General features: G+C 66.3%; 10 protein-coding genes. 5 read left to right on the forward strand and 5 right to left on the reverse strand.

Features of this window, described 5'->3' with window-relative positions; all coding sequences use genetic code 11:
• Nucleotides 1-113 precede the first annotated feature (113 nt).
• From LQ564_RS01305 to LQ564_RS01320, 4 genes are read left to right on the forward strand one after another with little or no spacing between them, the layout of a single operon-like run.
• A complete protein-coding gene (locus LQ564_RS01305) occupies nucleotides 114-839 on the forward strand; it encodes a MotA/TolQ/ExbB proton channel family protein (protein ID WP_231056285.1) in 726 nt (241 codons plus the stop codon).
• Nucleotides 829-1,248: an ExbD/TolR family protein gene (locus LQ564_RS01310; RefSeq protein ID WP_231056286.1), complete on the forward strand. Its 420-nt coding sequence runs from the start codon at nucleotides 829-831 to the stop codon at nucleotides 1,246-1,248. The genes LQ564_RS01305 and LQ564_RS01310 overlap by 11 nt, the downstream gene beginning before the upstream one ends.
• Nucleotides 1,245-2,606, forward strand: a complete 1,362-nt coding sequence (locus LQ564_RS01315; protein WP_231056287.1) for a cell envelope integrity TolA family protein — start codon at nucleotides 1,245-1,247, stop codon at nucleotides 2,604-2,606. Before LQ564_RS01310 ends, LQ564_RS01315 begins: the two co-directional genes overlap by 4 nt.
• 5 nt (nucleotides 2,607-2,611) lie before the next feature.
• On the forward strand, nucleotides 2,612-3,466 hold the full coding sequence (locus tag LQ564_RS01320) for an alpha/beta hydrolase (protein WP_231056288.1): 855 nt from the start codon (nucleotides 2,612-2,614) through the stop codon (nucleotides 3,464-3,466).
• Between the two features lie 77 nt (nucleotides 3,467-3,543).
• Here the strand turns inward: LQ564_RS01320 and LQ564_RS01325 are convergent, their stop codons facing one another.
• The 5 genes from LQ564_RS01325 to LQ564_RS01345 all read right to left on the reverse strand — a co-directional run bounded on the left by LQ564_RS01325 (nucleotide 3,544) and on the right by LQ564_RS01345 (nucleotide 12,185).
• Entirely contained in the window at nucleotides 3,544-4,500 is a 957-nt protein-coding gene (locus LQ564_RS01325; RefSeq protein ID WP_231056289.1) for an IS1595 family transposase, read from the reverse strand.
• Nucleotides 4,501-4,632: 132 nt separating this feature from the next.
• Complete coding sequence (locus LQ564_RS01330; RefSeq protein ID WP_231056290.1) at nucleotides 4,633-7,554, reverse strand: TonB-dependent receptor; 2,922 nt, start codon at nucleotides 7,552-7,554, stop codon at nucleotides 4,633-4,635.
• Nucleotides 7,555-7,725: 171 nt separating this feature from the next.
• On the reverse strand, nucleotides 7,726-9,540 hold the full coding sequence (locus LQ564_RS01335; protein ID WP_231056291.1) for a glycoside hydrolase family 28 protein: 1,815 nt from the start codon (nucleotides 9,538-9,540) through the stop codon (nucleotides 7,726-7,728).
• Between the two features lie 11 nt (nucleotides 9,541-9,551).
• Entirely contained in the window at nucleotides 9,552-10,754 is a 1,203-nt protein-coding gene (locus LQ564_RS01340) for a BT3233 family polysaccharide utilization protein (RefSeq protein ID WP_231056292.1), read from the reverse strand.
• An 18-nt stretch (nucleotides 10,755-10,772) separates the two neighbouring features.
• Nucleotides 10,773-12,185: a glycoside hydrolase family 88/105 protein gene (locus LQ564_RS01345; protein WP_231056293.1), complete on the reverse strand. Its 1,413-nt coding sequence runs from the start codon at nucleotides 12,183-12,185 to the stop codon at nucleotides 10,773-10,775.
• Nucleotides 12,186-12,333: 148 nt separating this feature from the next.
• On the opposite strand from LQ564_RS01345, the gene garD reads away from it, so the two are divergent.
• Nucleotides 12,334-13,875: a galactarate dehydratase gene (gene garD, locus LQ564_RS01350; RefSeq protein WP_231056294.1), complete on the forward strand. Its 1,542-nt coding sequence runs from the start codon at nucleotides 12,334-12,336 to the stop codon at nucleotides 13,873-13,875.
• The last annotated feature ends 37 nt before the right edge of the window (nucleotides 13,876-13,912 follow it).

The following is a 13,912-nucleotide window of genomic DNA, read 5'->3' on the forward strand; positions in this document are numbered from 1 at the left end:
GTCTTCTACCTACCATGGGTAATATATATTCATTTGGAGAGATGCTGAAATTCTATTTAAAAGAACATTCAGCTGCTAGGATATGGAAACAATAATTTCCAATTCGAGGAGCGATGTTGAAGAACCTTCTTGCCCTGACAGCCTTGCTGGGCGCTGCATCCAGCGCCCGCGCGGCGGACCTCAAGCTGATCGACCAGCTGCACGAGGGCGGCGCCGCGATCGTCGTCACGCTCGGCCTGTCGGTGCTGTTCGTCGCGGTCAGCATCGAGCGCCTGCTGCACCTGCGTGCACGCGCCGTGGCGCCCGCCGGCCTGGCCGACGAGGCGCGCGCCTTGTGGGACTCGCCCGATCCGGCCGCCCTGCACGCCGCGGCGCAGGAGAGCAACAGCACGCTGGGGCGCATCATCGCCTACCTGGCGGCGCATCGCGGCCAGCCCCATGCCTACGTCAGCAGCGGGGCCGGCGACATCGCCTCGCTGGAACTGCGCCATCACCAGCAGAAGTTCTATGCCCTGTCGATCGTCGCCACCGTGGCGCCCATCGTCGGCCTGCTCGGGACCGTGCTGGGCATGATCGACGCCTTCAATGTGATCGCCTACCAGGAGGGCATGGGCAATCCCGCGCTGCTGGCCGGCGGCATCTCGAAAGCCCTGATCAACACGGCGGCCGGCCTGGCCGTGGCGCTGCCGGCGCTCGGCATGCACCATTACTTCAAGCACCGCCTGGCGTTCTACAGCCTCACCCTCGAAAACCAGGTAAACGGTTTGCTGCGCGAGTGGTTCGCACCAAGCGCCGCAGCGGACAGCCCGAACCTGCACGTGGTGCACCATGCGCATTGAGCTGGGCGCGGACGAGCCGCCGGAAATCGGGCTGATCGCCCTGATCGACTGCATCTTCTTCCTGCTGATGTTCTTCATGATCGCGACCTCGTTCAAGCAGCCGGAAGCCGAACAGCAGATGGAGCTGCCGGTGGTGCTGCCGGCGGCCCAGATGAGCCTCGATCGCGCGAGCGCGGCGCCGGCGGCGCTGGCGATCGGCGTCGACAAGGAGGGCAAGCTCTACCTCGATGGGAAGAACGTCACGGTGCAGCAGCTGCACGACCGCCTGAAAGCGCAGGCGGCCGCCGATCCGGCGCGCCCGATCCGCATCGACGGCGACGAAATGGCGCGCTACCAGGACATCGTCCACGTCCTCGACCTGTGCCAGTTCGAGGGCTTCACCAGGATCGCGATGCACACGCGCCAATGACGACCGGGTTCCAGATGCGTTCATCGCGCTGGTGCCTGGCTGTGTCGGTCGGGCTGCATGCGGCCCTGGCGGTGTGGCTCTACCATGCCGGCTACACGGCAGTCGTGCGGCGCCAGGATACGGATGTCGCCGCCAGCGTGCAGGCGACGGCGCGGGCCGGAACGCAGGCCCGGATGGCGCGGCGCATGGACGATCTCAAGAAGATCAAGGAACTGCTCAAGCAGTCCACCAACCGGACGCCGCAGCCGGCGCCGCCGGAGGCCACCGCAGAGACAGAGGCGGAACCCGAGCGGATGCTGGAGCAGGCGCACGAGCTGTCGCGCGCCATCGACGAACTTGGCCGCGAGCTGAAGGCCGAGGAACTGGCGCGTCTGACCGCCAGGACGAAGGAAGAGGCGCGTGCGGAAGTGGATGCGGAGGCGCCGGCCGATCCCCCGCCCGACCCTGCCGGCAGCACTGACCCGGCTTCCGAACTGGCCAGCCTCGAAGCCAGGGCCCGCGCCGTGCTCGCCGGCCGCGCCGAACAGCTGGCGCGGGAGCGCAACGGCGTCCAGGTCGAGGGCCAGGCCGCGGGCACGGGCCTTGGCAGCGGCATCGGCGAAGTCAGCGCATCCGGACAAGGGCACGCGCTGGGCGGCCCGCCGCCGGGCGCGCAGGGCCTGGCGGCCGAGGAAATCGCACGCTTCATGCGCGAGGGGACGGAACCGGAAAGAGAGAAGAACAGCCGGGTGTACAAGAGCGGCAGCCGCGACATCTTCGCGAGCGCCAAAGGCGTGGTGCCCGGCGTCGACGCGGCACGGATGGTGCGGGGCCGCGGACGCATGTTCGGCGCGGGCGGACAATACGCGAACCGCATTTACCTGAACAGCTGGTACATCATCGGCCCTTTCGAGGGAAACCATGGCAGGGAGCTGTTCGACAACCCGAAGTACCCGCCCGAAGACGCGGTGCTGCTCGACGCGGTGTACTACGGAAAAGACAAGCGCCTCGTCAAATGGGAATACCTGAACACGGCGCGCTATCCCCTGGTCCCGCGCGGCGAGGAAGAAAATGCGGTCTACTACGGCTACACCGAAGTGTTCATGGACCGCGAGCGCGACATGCTGGTGTGGATCGGCGCCGACGACGACGCGTCTGTCAAGGTCAACGACCGCTTGATCTGGAAGGGTGGAGATTCGGGCAAGCGCTGGTTCTACCAGAGCGTGTACACGGGCAGGACGACCTACCAGCGCGACTACAACCGCACCGAGGGCCAGCGCCAGGTGCGCTTCCGGAAAGGCCGCAACACGGTCTTCTTCAAGCTGTCCAACGGCCCGACGCGGCTGTTCTTTTCGATGGTGCTGACGCCGGTACAATGACGGGCATGAAGCGATCGACATGGAAAGCGGCGGCCGCGACCCTGCTGCTCGCCGCCTGCGGCGCGGGCGCCAGCTGGGTGGCCGGCGGCACGCTCATCGCCGGCGCGCAGCACGCCGTGGCGGCGCCGGATGCCGGCCTGCGCAGCGTGACGCTGGCGACGCCGGGCGGCCAGCCGGTCGAAGGCTGGCTGCTGCCAGGGACCGGCAAGGGCGCGCTGCTGCTCCTGCACGGCATCCGCGCCGACCGCACCCAGATGCTGGCGCGCGCCCGCTTCCTGCATGCGGCCGGCTACGCGGTGCTACTGGTCGACCTGCCCGGCCACGGCGCCAGCCCCGCGCCGGCCATCACCTTCGGCCTGCGCGAAGGCGCGGCGGTCAAGGCATCGCTAAATTACCTGCGCCGTACCTGTCCGGGCCAGCGCATCGGCGTGATCGGGGTCTCGCTCGGCGCGGCTTCCTATGTGCTGTGCGCCGACTGCCCGCGCGCCGACGCCGTGGTGCTGGAATCGATGTATCCGACCATCGAGGAAGCGCTCGAGGATCGCCTGCGCATGCGCGTCGGCGCGCTGGCGCCGCTTCTTTCGCCGCTGCTGCTCGGGCAGCTGTCGTTGCGGCTCGACATCGAGCCGGCGCAGCTGCGGCCGATCGCGCGCATGGCGGAGCTGGGCGCGCCGGTCTTCATCGCGTCGGGCGACGCCGACCTCCACACAACGATCGCCGAAACACGCCGCATCTTCGATGCCGCGACGGGCGAGAAGCTGTTGTGGGAAGTGCCCGGCGCCGCGCACGTGGACCTGCATCGCTTCGGGCCGGCCGAATACGAACGCCGCATCCTCGCTTTCCTGGATCGGCACTTGTAGGGTGGCCGGAGAATCCGCCCACCCTACAAACAACAAAAAAGGCTGTGTTCGCGTTAGTTATGTATTTGCAGCCTCCTTCACTGAACTTGTCGTACCGCAGCACATAGCCACTGCGCTGGTGTACGCAACACTTGCGCATCCAGTAATCGCTGCCACCCGGAATAGTTCGCCAGGTAGCGGCTGGCCACGCCCTTGAAGCGCACCAGCCAGTTCTTGAAGCGGCTGTGCCAGCCATTCACGTTCTGGATGTGGATCGCGCCGCGTGCGCGCCGGCCCGCCCGCACGTTGACGGATTCATGCGTGATTCCGGCGTCGAGGGCAAACCGGACATAAGCCGCAGCGCCATCGCTGATGAGCAGACCGTCACCCGGCAGCACCGGCCGCAGGCAGGTGCGCAGTTGCGCAGCGGTCACGGGACCGCGTCCGGTATGAAAGTCCAGCGTCGTGCCGATGCGGTCACGCGCCACCAGCAGGCAATCATGCTCGCGGTTGATGCCGCGCCGCCGGGCGGCGCCACCACGCTTGCGCGGCGGGCGCGACAAGGTGCGCGAACCCTTCTGCGATTCCAGTCTGTAGGTTTCGTCGGCCTCCACGATTCCCGTCAATGCTGCGGGCCGGTGCCGGGCGGCGCCCGGCGCGAATCGGTGGCGCCAGCGAAAACTCGTCGTGCGATGCACGCCGGTCGCGAGCGCCGCGTCGCGCACGGTGCGCGATTCCAGCAAACACTTGATATAAGGCAGCCAGCACTCGCGCTTGCGCAGCCGGGCCAGCGGCGTGCCGGTCAGCGCATTGAAGGAGCGGCGACAACCCAGGCAGCGATAACGCTGCAGGCCGCTGGCGAAGCCGGAGCGGTGCAAGCGCGCGCAAGCACAATGCGGACAGGGCCGGCCTGCCGCGGCCGCTTCGATGAGCGCGAGGCACTCGGCCGGGTCGCGGATGCTGTCGAGCCAGTCGCGCAGCCGGGCCAGATCAGTGCTGGACAATGGCGCGGCCGTCAAGAGGGCTAGCAATTCGTCGAAGCTCGGGCTTTGCATCGTCACTCCAGATGAGTTAACTCGACGATGCGTAAGACTTCGGCAACGCGATTTGGTTCACCCAACGATCGCGAACACAGCCACAAAAAAAAGCCCGCGCAAGCGCGGGCCGAAGGTCACACCAGAGAACTCTTAGAACTTGTAGCGCAGGCCGGCCAGGAACTCGCGGCCGGTGACGTTGTTCACCACCACGCTGTTGCGCGCGCGGCTGATGAACTGGTCGTTCGGCTCGTTGGTCAGGTTGACGCCTTCCAGCGTGAATTCCAGCTTCTCGTTCCACTTGTACGACAGCGACACGTCCACGTTGAAGGTTTCGTTCTTGCCCTCGACGTCGTTGTTGTTCTGGCCCGGCACGCGGGTGATGAACGAGGAGCGCTTGGCTCCGGAGACGCGCGCGCTGAACTTGCCGTCGTCGTAGTAGAAGGTCGCGTTCCACGACTTCGGCGACAGGTTCAGCAGGTCGTCGACGATGCGCTCGTTGCTGGTCGGCGAAACGGCGTATTCGATCTTCGAGCTGACCTTGGTGTAGTTCAGCAGGGTGCCGAAGTTGCGGCCCCAGCCCGGGAGGAAGGTGAACGGCTGCTGGTAATTCAGCTCGAAGCCTTTCAGCTTGCCGCCGTCGGTGTTGATCGGGGCGGTCACCTGGAACACCTCTTCGCCGCTGAAGTTCGACGGCAGCAGCGACAGCGGCAGGCCGGTCTCGCGGAACGGCACGTTGGTGCGCAGCGACTGGATGTAGGTGTCGATGTTCTTCTGGAACAGGCCCAGGCCCACGAAGGCCTTGTTCGCGAAGTAGTACTCGAAGCTCGAGTCGAAGGTTTTTGCGCGGAAGGGTTTGAGCAGCGGGTTGCCGGTGTTGATGGTCAGCGTGCCGGTGGTCGAGATGGTGCCGCCCGGCGACAGGAAGCCCAGCTGCGGCCGGGTCATCACCTTGGCCGCGCCGAAGCGCACGATGAAGTCGCGGGTCAGGTTGGCCGCCACGTTGAACGAGGGCAGGGTGTCCTTGTAGTCGTGGTTGACCTGCACCGCGGTGCCGCCGCCGGCCGCCTGGTAGCCGATCGCTTCCAGTTCGGTCTTCACGTGGCGCACGCCGAAGTTGCCGCGCAGCGGGATGTCCCACAGGTCGTACTTGAACTCGCCCATCAGGTAGAAGCCGTCGTCGCGTTCGCGCACGGTGCGGTTGTTGCCGCGTGCATTGCCGTTGGTGATCGAGGACAGCGTGAAGTCGCCCGGACCGCCGGCGGGGCCGGCCTTGATGCAGTTGCAGTAGATGTCGTAGGCGGCGGCGATGGCGGACAGGTTCGGGATCACCCAGCTGCCGACGTTGCCCTGGCCGAAGCCGGTCAAGGTCGAGGTCAGGCCGGTGGCGCCCGATGGCGGCGCAAAGATCGTGTCGTTCTGGTTCACGCGGCGGAACTCGTAGGTGTCCGACTCGTATTTCTTGACGCCGGCGCCGGCCTTGAAGGTCAGGTTGTCGCTCGCTTCCCAGGCCAGGTCGAACTGGCCGACGTCGTTGACGTTGGTCGCGCCCTGCGGACGGATGCGGATCTCGCTGGTGGTGGTGTTCGGGACCGTGGTCGGCTGGGTGCCGCTGGTCACGCGCGGCACGCCGATGATGCCGAGCGCACCGTTGGCGGCCGCCGGGTCGAAGGGGTAGCCGATGGTGGCGGAGCGGCTGTCCTGGCGGAAGTCGAGGGTGTAGCCGTTGACGTTCAGCGCGTCCAGGGTCACCGTGGTCTGGACCGGATTGCGGAACTTCGAGTTGGCGCGGCCGACCTTGGCGCTCATGCTCCAGGTGTCGTTGAACTTGTGCTCGAAGCTCAAGGTCGGCTGGGTGAAGGTGGTGGTCAGCTCGTCGAAGCGCTGCTCGGAGCGGATGTCGACGCCGTTGTACTTGCCGTACAGGAGGGCGCCGTTCGGCGCGTACTGGGCTTCGACCACGCTGATTTGCGGCTTGCCGCCCTGGCTCGCGCTACGGCTGAAGGAGATCGCTTCCAGGAAGTCTTCCTGGCGCGTCGCGTCCAGCTTCGAATACAGCATGTCGAAGGTGAGCAGGGAGCCGCGCGCCGGACGCCATTGCACCGACGCGGTCAGGCCGAGGCGGTCCTGGTCGTGGGTCAGGCGGCCGTAGCGCGGCAGGCGCGGGTGGAAGTTGTTCGGATTGCTGGCCGCGTTGTACGCGTCGGTGGCAGCTTGCGAGGCCGGCAGGCGCGGCACGCCTTGCGCGGCCGGGCCGCAGGTGGTGGCGGTGGAGTTCGACGGGTTCGCGGTCACGCCCTGCGGCGCGCACCAGCCGCCCGAGGACGGGCCGTTGTCCCAGCGGACGGTGCTGAAACCGTCTTCCAGCACGCGGCGCTTCGAGAACGCGCCCGAGATCAGCACGCCCAGGGTGCGGTCCATGAAGGTGTTCGACAGCATGAAGGCGACGCGCGGGTCGACCTTCTCGGAGCCGTCGTTGTACTTGCCCTTGGCCGCGATGGTGGCGTTGAAGCCGCGCAGGTCGAAGGGACGCAGGGTCTGCAGGTCGACGGTGGCGCCGAGCGAGCCTTCGTCGACGTCGGCCGAGGAGCTCTTGCGCACCGTGAGGGAGCTGAACAGCTCGGAGGCGAACACGTTGAAGTCGAAGCCGCGGCCGCGGTTGGTGCCGCCCGAGCTGTCGGTGCCGCCGGTGGTGGCGAGGCCCTCGATGCCGTTGATGCGCACGCGGGTGAAGTCCTGGCCCAGGCCGCGCACCGTGATGCTGCGGCCTTCGCCGGCGTCGCGGTCGATCACCACGCCCGGCACGCGCTGCAGCGACTCGGCCAGGTTCGTGTCCGGGAACTTGCCCATGTCCTCGGCCTTGATGACGTCGACGATGCCGTTGTCCTGGCGCTTGGCGTTCAGCGCGCTCTCGAGCGAGGCGCGCAGGCCGGTCACCTGGACTTGCTGGATCTGCTGGGGAGCGCCGGCATCCTGGGCGAATGCGGGGCCGACGGAAAGGATCGAAACCGAGGCGGTGCCGAGCAGGCACGCGGTGAGTTTGCGCAAGACTACACGCTGCGAACGTTGTTTCATGCTGTCTCCATGCGTTTTTATTCGGGCTGGCCTGCCCTCTACGGCTCGTATTTATCTGGTCAGGCCGGTTTCCGGATTCTAGACCATAACTTGCCGTTTTGGTCAGACCACTCCGAAATAAATACGTCGAATTGGTCTGACCTGCGCTGGAGACTTATTTACAGCTATTACTTAAGCGAGAGAAGTGTTGTATTTCTTTCCCGCAATGGTGACGTTGTCCAGCGTGATGCCGGTGGCGTTGTGCACGAACCAGGGTTGCGCCCCGTTCTTCGGCGTGCCGAAATCCGAGTCGCTGATGCGCACGCGGGTGATCGGCGGGATCGCCGCACCCGCCGGGCCGTTGTAGCTCGAGGCAACGGGGCCCAGCAGCACGAAGGCCTGGTAACAGGAGAAGCTGCCGTCCTTCGTCTTGGCGTCCTGCGTGCGCACGCCGCGGATGTCGATGTCCGAGACCTGCGGCGGGCGGGTGCGCACCGCGTCGTCGGCCGGGACGTAGTCGCAATCGATGGTGATGATCGCGCCGGCGGTCGAGGCTACCCGCTGCGTGATCTCTTTCGCCCCGTCGAGCGGCTTGTACCAGCCCGGCTCGATCTGCACGCCGTTCGGGATCGTCACGTCGCGCACGTAGAGGTGGCGCAGGAAGCCGCCGCGGTTCATGTTCGTCTTCAGGCGGATCGCGGTGTTGAGCGGATCGCTGGCCCAATGCACGTTGCGGAACTCGAGGTTGCGTGCGTAGATGTGCTCGATGCCGCCGGCCATCTCGCTGCCCAGGGTCACGCCGCCGTGGCCGCTATTCATGATGCAGCGCTGGATCACGATGTTGCGGGTCGGGCCGAATTGGGTGTCCAGGTTCTTGCCGGCCTTGATCGCGATGCAGTCGTCGCCGTTGTTGAAGGTGCACTCCTCGACCAGCACGCCGTCGCAGGCCTCGGGGTCGAAACCGTCGCTGTTCGGGCCCAGGCTTTCCATGTTCACGCCGCGGATCACCAGGTCGCGGCAGTTGACCGGATGGTGCAGCCAGAACGGCGCCGCATTCACCTGGTAGCCCTGCATCAGCACCTTGGTGCAGCCGATGAATTCGATCATGCAGGGGCGCAGGAAGTGGCCGCGTCCGAACACGCGTTTCGCGACCGGCACCCTGGCTTCCGACAGGGCAGGGAGGTAGCGCGAATCGGTCTGCCAGCGGTCGCCTTCACCCTGGATCAGCGCGCGCTGGTCCGCAGGCATGTTCGGCGCGACCTGCGCCAGCGGCGCATTCACCGGGTTCGGTGCGATCTCGGTGCGGATGCGTTCTGGCTTGCCGCGGCCCTTCCAGTCCCACCAGCACTCGTCCTTCTTGTGCTCGAAGGGCGCGCCGCCCTGGCCGTTCAGGATGCTGGTCCAGTCGGCGCCGGTGAGCGCGATATTGGTCTGGTTGTAGGCATAGACCATCGGCGAATAGTTCAGCACATCGTTGCCCTGCCAGCGCGACAGGGTCAGCTTGCCGTTGGCGCCGCAATCGAACTCGCCGTGGCGCGCATAGTGCTCCGGGTTGGCGGAGAAGTGCACGCGCGCGCCGGCGGCGAGGTGTACGTGCACGTTCGACAGCAGCACGATCGGGCCGGCGCAGTACCAGTCGCCGGCCGGGATCACGACCCGGCCGCCGCCCTTGGCGTTGCAGGCCTTGATGGCTTGCGTAATGGCGGGATAGGCGTCGGGTGAATCCGGCGCCGGGGTCTTCAGGACGCCGTTGACCAAGGAGGCGGTCTGGCCTTTGGTCTCGACCATGGCGCAGGGCCTGGCGCCATATGCCGTGATCGGGAAGTCCTCTTCACGGAAGCGCTGCGGCGTGGCGAAGCGCGCGACGATGTCGTCGGCGCGCTTCCACGGATCGGCGGCATTGGCGCCGGCGCCGGTGGATTGGGTGGCGCAGCCGGCGCCGCCCAGCACGAGGCCGGCGGCGGGGACGGTGCGCAGCAGGGCGCGGCGGCGGGGCTGGAATCGCATCCGTTTCCCCCTTACTGCTGGCGCGCGAGGGTCACGCGCACCGGGCTGTTGGCGCGGGTCGCGGCGTCCTGCAGGTATTTCTGCCACTGCGCGAGCGAGGTGATCTCGCCGGCGCGGCTCCAGGCGCCGCCCGCGTAGTAGCGCAGCGGCTTGCCGGAGCTGGCCTTGGCCAGGATCAGTTCATTCAGCTCGTCCTGGGCGAAGCCCTCCGCATCCGGGATCACGACCGCGGTGCCGAAGGCGTCGTTGCTCTTCTGCTCGACCCACTGCAGCAGCACCTTGCCTTCGCGCTTGACCGCGACCTTCGGGTCCTGGTTCTTGTCGCTCGGATTCTTGTTGAGGCCCACGCCGATCGTGATCGGCTCCTTGCCCTCGTAGGTGAAGGTCGAGTCGATGCGGTCGAGCTGGTGGCCGGCGTCGACGGTGAAGCGTTTGATCTCGCTGACCTGCTTGCCGCTAGCGTCCCAGGCGCTGTAGTGCAGCTCGAAGATGGCGCGCACCGGGCCGTTGGCCAGCACCTTCCAGTTGGCGTAGTTCACGCTGGTGTAGAGCTGCTTGCCGTCCCAGACGCCGGCGCCGCCCGCGCCGCGCGACTTGCCGACGTTGTACATGTCCATGCCCTCACCCTCGTCCTTGTGGTAGTGGTCATGGCCCTTGTTGTACCAGCGGTCGACGATCGGATACGGCACGCGCTTGAACCACAGGTCCAGGCCACTGGTCACCAGCACTTCCTTCTTCATGCCTTCCGGCGACGGGGCGGCCAGGGCGGGACCATAAGTGCGGTGGGCGATCTTGTCGTTCTCCCAGCCGAAGTCGTCGAGACGTTCCGGCACGTAGCGCGCAAACGCCTTGACCGGGAATACCGGCGCCACCGTGTCGATCTTCTCGACGGTGAAGCTGGCGCTCTTCTCGCCGGCCGCGAAGCTATGCTGGAAAATCAGTTCGCCATAAGCCGCGCCGACGCCTTTCGGGTCCTTGGCCAGCGGCGCGACGTTGGTCACCTGGTAAGGCAGCACATTGCCCTTGGCGTCCTTGACCGCGATCTTCTGGATCAGGGCGCCCGGCAGGGCGGCATTGACGTCGCTCCAGGGGATGGTGATGGTTTCCGACGGGCGGGCGATGGACAGGTCGTGCTGGACGGTGACGGCCAGGCGCTCGGCGGCGTAGGCGCTGAGTGCGGAAGAAAGTGCAGCTGCAAGGATCAGTCGTTTCATCGTTCGATCGCCTTTACTTTAATGGTGTTCGCGGTAGTCGGTCTTGCCGCCCTTGGGCATGTAATGATACGTGCGAACCTTGTGCTGCACTTCGAAGGCCGGATTCTTGACCAGCTTGATGATCTCGGCGCCGGCCAGCAGCATCGGCCCGTAGCCGTGCAGCGCGTGCACGCTGGTCGGGCGGTTGTAGTAATAGACCATGTCGCCCGCCAGGGTGGTGCCGACGCAGGTGCCTTCGACTTCGCCCTTGGCGGTGATGCGGGTGCTCAGGCCCGCCCAGCCGGCCTGCGCGATCGAGCCGTAGGTGGTCGGGCTGACCCAGCCCTGGTTGACGGCGTGCGCGATCACGTAGGTGAAGATGGCGCTGGCCGAGGTCTCCAGGTAGGAGTCGTTACGGTCGATCATCTGGTGCCACAGGCCGGTGCCCGACTGCAGTTCGGCGATGCCCTTGATCGACGCGCGCAGCTGGTTCAGCACCTTCTCGTAGCCAGGGTGGTCTTTCGGCAGCACGTCGAGCAGGTCGGACATGGCCAGCACCGCCCAGCCGTTGGCGCGCGCCCAGTAGAAGCGCGGCGCGTTCGGGTGGTTCGCATGCCAGCCGTGGGTGTAGACGCCCAGCTGCGGATTGAACATGCGCGAGGTCATGCCCATCACGTTGTTGACGGCATCGTCGAAGTGCTTGCGGTTGCCGGTGAGGCGGCCCATCTCGGCCAGCGCCGGGATGCTCATGTACATGTCGTCGGCCCACAGCGAGACTTCCTGCGGACGCTTGCGCGCCATCGTGCCGTCCTCCAAACGGAACTGCTTGTTGGCGACCCAGTCGCTGCAGGCGTCGATCATCGGCTGCAGGTCCGGGCCGATCTTTTTGAGGCGCGCGCGGATCAGGGCCGCGCACATCGAGCCGGAATCGTCCAGCGAGCGCGGGTCGAGGAAGCGCGAGAAGCTGTTGGCGCGTTCGAGGTGGAACTTCTGTTCCTGGGCGCGGAAGTAGGGGAGGGTCTGGGCGAAGAAGTTGAAGTGGCGCTGGGTCATCGCGGTGAAGCTCGCGTCGCCGGTGGCTTCCGCGGCCTTCAGCAGGCCCGAGTGGACCACGCCCATTTCATAGACCTGGATGCCGTAGTCGCCGGCGCTGGGCTCGAAGATCGCATCGGCGTTCGGGGTCTTGAGGTCGAAGATCTGGTCGCCGGTCTTCTTGCTGATGATCCGGGTCGGCGTCGCGCCGTCCATGTAGCCGCGGATCAGCTTGAGCTGGGCCGTGACTTCGGCCACCTGCGGCATCTTGTAGGGCACCGGGTAGGTGCCTTCGGCCGCGTCCAGCAGGTTCTTGTTGTCGGTATTGCGGTATTGGCCGCCCTGGGCCAGGGCGGGGCCGCAAGCGAGTGCGCAGCCCAAGAGGGTGGCGAGCGAAGCTGCCAGCAAGGTGGTCTTCATATGTCTCCAGTCGGCGTGTTGTCTATATAGTGCAACTTATTGGTCAGGCCATTCTAATTTGGTCGGGCCAAAATCGCAAGGTGGACTAGCCACTGTCAGATGTTGTATGGCATACTGAAAAAGAACCTACCGACCAAGGCAACACATCATGACCCAAGACCTCCCGCGCACCATCCGCATGCAGGCCAGCGACAACGTCGCGATCGTCGTCAACGACGGCGGGCTGCCGGCGGGCACCGTCTTCCCCGACGGCCTGACCCTCGTCGAGGGCGTGCCGCAGGGGCACAAGGTGGCGCTCAAGGACTTCGAAGACGGCGAAGCCGTGATCCGCTACGGCGTGACGATCGGGTACGCGGCCGGCGCGATCCCGCGCGGCAGCTGGGTGTCGGAACGCGTGCTGCGCATGCCGGCGGCGCGCTCGCTCGACGACCTGCCGATCGGCACCCACGCGCGTCCGGTCACCGAAGCGCTCGAAGGCTATACCTTCGAAGGCTACCGCAACAAGGACGGCTCGGTCGGCACCCGCAACCTGATGGCGATCACCAGCACCGTGCAGTGCGTCTCGGGCGTGATCGACTATGCGGTCAAGCGCATCCGCGAAGAGCTGCTGCCGCGCTACCCGAACGTCGAGGACATCGTCGCGCTCGAACACGTGTACGGCTGCGGCGTCGCGATCGACGCGCCCGGCGCGAGCATCCCGATCAACACCATCCGCAACCTGGCGCGCAACCCGAACTTCGGCGACAGCGTGATGGTGGTCAGCCTCGGCTGCGAAAAGCTTCCCCCCGCGCGCCTGTTCCCGGCCGGCGCGATCCCGATCGGGAATGCGGAACCGTCGGTCGTCACGCTGCAGGACCAGAAGCACGTCGGCTTCATGTCGATGATCGATTCGCTCATGACCACCGCCGAGCAGCACCTGCAGGAACTGAATGCGCGCCAGCGCGTGACCTGCCCCGCGTCGGATCTCGTGGTCGGCGTGCAGTGCGGCGGCAGCGACGCCTTCTCCGGCGTGACCGCGAACCCGGCGGTGGGCTTCGCCACCGACCTGATCGTGCGTGCCGGCGGCGCCGTGATGTTCTCCGAAGTCACCGAGGTCCGCGACGGCATCGACCAGCTGACCGCGCGCGCCGCGACGCCGGAAGTGGCGGCGGCGATGGTGCGCGAGATGCAGTGGTACGACGATTACCTGGTGCGCGGCGGCGTCGACCGCAGCGCCAACACCACGCCCGGCAACAAGAAGGGCGGCCTGTCGAACATCGTGGAAAAGGCCATGGGTTCGATCGTCAAGTCGGGCACGACTGCCATCACCGGCGTGCTGTCGCCGGGCGAGAAGCTGCAGCAGAAGGGCCTGATCTACGCCGCCACGCCTGCCAGCGATTTCATCTGCGGCACCCTGCAGATGGCGGCCGGCATGAACGTGCACATCTTCACCACCGGCCGCGGCACGCCCTACGGCCTGGCCGCCGTCCCGGTGATCAAGGTGGCGACCCGCACCGAGCTGGCCAACCGCTGGCACGACCTGATGGACGTGAATGCCGGGCGCATCGCCAGCGGAGAGGCTACTATTGAGGATGTGGGCTGGGAGCTGTTCCGCCTGATCCTCGACGTGGCGAGCGGGCGCAAGACCTGGGCCGAACACTGGAAACTGCATAATGCGCTGGCGCTGTTCAACCCGGCGCCGGTGACCTAAAAAAGATACTGCGCCAACGCGGGGTGGTCGGCATTGT

This window comes from Massilia phyllostachyos (assembly GCF_021044825.1).
In the GTDB taxonomy this organism is placed as follows: domain Bacteria; phylum Pseudomonadota; class Gammaproteobacteria; order Burkholderiales; family Burkholderiaceae_D; genus Telluria; species Telluria phyllostachyos.

What these genes read in the sequence shown, in the direction of transcription:
- LQ564_RS01305 (WP_231056285.1), top strand. Translation starts at nt 114, where the DNA reads ATGTTGAAGAACCTTCTTGCCCTGACAGCCTTGCTGGGCGCTGCATCC.
- LQ564_RS01310 (WP_231056286.1), top strand. Translation starts at nt 829, where the DNA reads ATGCGCATTGAGCTGGGCGCGGACGAGCCGCCGGAAATCGGGCTGATC.
- LQ564_RS01315 (WP_231056287.1), top strand. Translation starts at nt 1,245, where the DNA reads ATGACGACCGGGTTCCAGATGCGTTCATCGCGCTGGTGCCTGGCTGTG.
- LQ564_RS01320 (WP_231056288.1), top strand. Translation starts at nt 2,612, where the DNA reads ATGAAGCGATCGACATGGAAAGCGGCGGCCGCGACCCTGCTGCTCGCC.
- LQ564_RS01325 (WP_231056289.1), bottom strand. Translation starts at nt 4,500, where the DNA reads ATGCAAAGCCCGAGCTTCGACGAATTGCTAGCCCTCTTGACGGCCGCG.
- LQ564_RS01330 (WP_231056290.1), bottom strand. Translation starts at nt 7,554, where the DNA reads ATGAAACAACGTTCGCAGCGTGTAGTCTTGCGCAAACTCACCGCGTGC.
- LQ564_RS01335 (WP_231056291.1), bottom strand. Translation starts at nt 9,540, where the DNA reads ATGCGATTCCAGCCCCGCCGCCGCGCCCTGCTGCGCACCGTCCCCGCC.
- LQ564_RS01340 (WP_231056292.1), bottom strand. Translation starts at nt 10,754, where the DNA reads ATGAAACGACTGATCCTTGCAGCTGCACTTTCTTCCGCACTCAGCGCC.
- LQ564_RS01345 (WP_231056293.1), bottom strand. Translation starts at nt 12,185, where the DNA reads ATGAAGACCACCTTGCTGGCAGCTTCGCTCGCCACCCTCTTGGGCTGC.
- garD (WP_231056294.1), top strand. Translation starts at nt 12,334, where the DNA reads ATGACCCAAGACCTCCCGCGCACCATCCGCATGCAGGCCAGCGACAAC.